A 3,030-nucleotide genomic window follows, 5' to 3' on the forward strand; every position below is an offset into this window, starting at 1 on the left:
CTGCACAGCGGCCTCGGCAGCAGGCCGAGCAGTTTCAGCGGCCAGCTTGTCCGGCGCGGGAAGGTGACTTCGAAACCGCCGGACTTGATGCCCCGCGCCATGCGACGCGACGCGCGGTTGACCGGCATCAGCCCCGGCATCGGCAGCATGTTCTTCTCGGTCAGCGGGGTGTCGATGAAGCCAGGATTGAACACCTGGATGCGCACGTTCATCTTGTCGAAATCGTACTTCAGCGACTCGGCCAGGATGTTGATTGCCGCCTTGGTGCCGCCATAGGCGGCCGTTGTCGGCCAGCCGAAATAGGACGTGACGGAGCCGACCAGCACGACATGGCCGCGTGCCCGTACACGCATGCGTTCGATGACGGGCACCAGGCCGTTGATGATGCCGAAATAGTTGACCTCGAAGGTCCGGCGAAAGTCGTTGACGACAAGATTTTCACCCGGCGTCGAAATGTAGTTTCCAGCATTGAAGATGGCGAGCACGATGGGGCCGAGCTCCTTCTCGATCGCGGCGACGGTTCTTGCCATGCGCGGCTCGTCGGTGACGTCGCAGGGAAAGGCCGTGACGCTGCCCGGCATCTGCGCGGTCTCGACGACAAGCGTGTCGATCGGATCGTCGTCGAGCGCTGTCACCGCCACGGCATAGCCTTGGGACGCAAGATCCCTGGCCAGCGCACGGCCGATGCCGCTGCTGCCGCCCGTGATCCAGGCGACGCCGTGCTTCGGGTTGGCCCGGTAGAGTGTCATGCTGCGCCCTGTCGACTTGTTGATGCTTTGCTCTAGCGGTGAAGAAATCGAATGAAAAGCTGCTTTTCAACGTCAGCCGGAAATGAACAGTGGCGTAAGAGGTCGGTCTCGGGAAGCGTTGACGCAACTACAGTACCGCAAATGCGACTGGACCAGACAAATTCTTGCCTTGAAACCGAAGCGTCGGGTTTCTAGGGTTTCGGCGCATGCACACAAGGAATCCTGAATGCCCCGTTCTGTGATCGACGCGATCGGCAACACGCCTCTGATCCGCCTCAACAAAGCTTCCGAGCAAACCGGCTGCGAGATCCTGGGCAAGGCCGAATTCATGAATCCGGGCCAGTCGGTCAAGGATCGCGCGGGCCTGTTCATCATCCGCGACGCCGAGCAGCGTGGGCTGCTGAAGCCAGGCGGCGTCATCGTCGAAGGGACGGCCGGCAACACCGGCATCGGGTTGACGCTGGTCGCCAAGGCGCTCGGCTACCGCACCGTCATCGTCATTCCGGACACACAGAGCCAGGAGAAGAAGGACACGATCAAACTGCTCGGCGCCGAGCTGATCGAGGTGCCTGCGGTGCCATACAAGAACCCCAACAATTACGTGAAACTGTCGGGGCGGCTGGCCGAGCAACTGGCAAGGACCGAGCCGAACGGCGCCATCTGGGCCAATCAGTTCGACAATGTCGCCAACCGTGACGGCCATATTCGCACCACGGCGGAAGAAATCTGGAACCAGACAGGCGGCAAGGTCGATGGCTTTGTCTCGGCGGTCGGTTCGGGCGGAACGCTGGCCGGCGTCGCCTTCGGGCTAAAGGCGAAAAGCAAGGATGTGAAGATCGCGCTCGCCGATCCGCTAGGGGCTGCGCTCTACTCCTTCTATACCAGCGGCGAGCTGAAGTCCGAAGGCAGCTCGATCACCGAAGGCATCGGGCAGGGGCGCATCACCGCCAATCTCGAAGGGTTCACGCCGGATTTTTCATTCCAGATCCCCGATGAGGAGGCGCTGCCGATCGTCTTCGACCTGATCCAGGAAGAGGGCCTTTGCGTCGGCGGTTCGACCGGCATCAACATTGCCGGCGCGATCCGTCTGGCCAGGGAATTAGGTCCCGGCCACACCATTGTGACCATTCTCTGCGACTACGGCTCACGCTATCAGTCGAAGCTGTTCAACCCGGAATTCCTGCGCGAGAAGCAGCTGCCGGTGCCGGGTTGGATGGAGCTGAAGAGCACGATCTCGGTGCCGTTCGAGAAAGTCGCCTGATGGCGTACAGGACGGATGCCCTGTTTCGTGACGACGCCTATCTGCGCACGGCGGATGCGACGGTTGTTGCCGTCAACGATCGCGGCGGCATCATTCTCGACCGGACGATCTTCTACGCCACGTCAGGTGGTCAGCCGGGCGACACCGGCTATGTCGAGCGCGGCGACGGCGGCCGCATCGCCATCGCCGCCACCATTACGGGCGAGACAAAGGACGAGATCATCCATGTGCCGGCGCCGGAGCAAGCGGTTCCGCAGGTCGGCGAGAAGGTGAGGCTGGCGATCGACTGGGAGCGGCGGCATCTCTTGATGCGCATGCATGCTGCCTGCCATCTGCTCACCGTCGTCTGCCCATTCCCGATCACGGGTGCTTCGGTTTCAGAAGACGACAGCCGTGTCGATTTCGATGCTCCCGATGCCGGCTTCACCAAGGAGGACGTCACCGCAGGGCTGATGGAGCTGGTGCGGGCCGATCACCTGATCTTTGTCAGGCTGATCAGCGACGAGGAACTGGCCGTGAACCCCGGCCTGGTCAAATCCAAGAATGTGCGGCCACCTGTCGGCACCGGCAAGATCCGCCTGGTCTGCATCGGCGACAACGCTTCGGTGGACAGCCAGCCCTGCGGCGGCACCCATGTCAAAAGCACCGGCGAAGTCGGCGAAATCCACATCGGCAAGATCGAGAAGAAGGGTCGCGAAAACAGGCGCTTCCGCATCCGCTTCGGTCCGATGCCGGCGGCCTGATACACAACGCTTTGCCGAGGACAGAGGGAACCAGAATGGCCGAAGATAGCCCTTTCACCGTTGATGCGGATTGGCTGCAGGAGCGCCTCAGTGAGCCAGGCTTGGTGGTCGTCGACGCGTCCTGGTATCTCCCGGCGCAAAAGCGCGATGCGCGCGGCGAATACGAGGCGGCGCACATTCCGGGCGCCCGGTTCCTGGATCAGGATGCAGTTTCAGATCCCGATTCGTCGCTGCCGCATACGTTGCCGTCGCCGCAGCATGTCGCCCAGTATGTGGG

The 3,030-nt window shown here is 62.1% G+C and carries 4 protein-coding genes; 3 read left to right on the forward strand and 1 reads right to left on the reverse strand.

The window, feature by feature from the left end:
- A partial coding sequence (locus EN993_RS33865) for an SDR family oxidoreductase (protein ID WP_164757992.1) occupies positions 1 to 749 on the reverse strand: 749 nt, incomplete at its 3' end.
- Positions 750 to 975: 226 nt separating this feature from the next.
- Here EN993_RS33865 and EN993_RS33870 point away from each other — a divergent pair.
- The 3 genes from EN993_RS33870 to EN993_RS33880 form a co-directional block, all read left to right on the forward strand.
- Positions 976 to 2,010: a cysteine synthase A gene (locus EN993_RS33870; RefSeq protein ID WP_127266058.1), complete on the forward strand. Its 1,035-nt coding sequence runs from the start codon at positions 976 to 978 to the stop codon at positions 2,008 to 2,010.
- On the forward strand, positions 2,010 to 2,753 hold the full coding sequence (locus EN993_RS33875) for an alanyl-tRNA editing protein (protein WP_127266059.1): 744 nt from the start codon (positions 2,010 to 2,012) through the stop codon (positions 2,751 to 2,753). The genes EN993_RS33870 and EN993_RS33875 overlap by 1 nt, the downstream gene beginning before the upstream one ends.
- Positions 2,754 to 2,788: 35 nt before the next feature.
- On the forward strand, positions 2,789 to 3,030 hold a 242-nt coding region (locus EN993_RS33880), incomplete at its 3' end, for a rhodanese-like domain-containing protein (protein ID WP_281040592.1).

It is taken from the genome of Mesorhizobium sp. M7D.F.Ca.US.004.01.2.1 (assembly GCF_003997785.1).
GTDB lineage: Bacteria > Pseudomonadota > Alphaproteobacteria > Rhizobiales > Rhizobiaceae > Mesorhizobium > Mesorhizobium loti.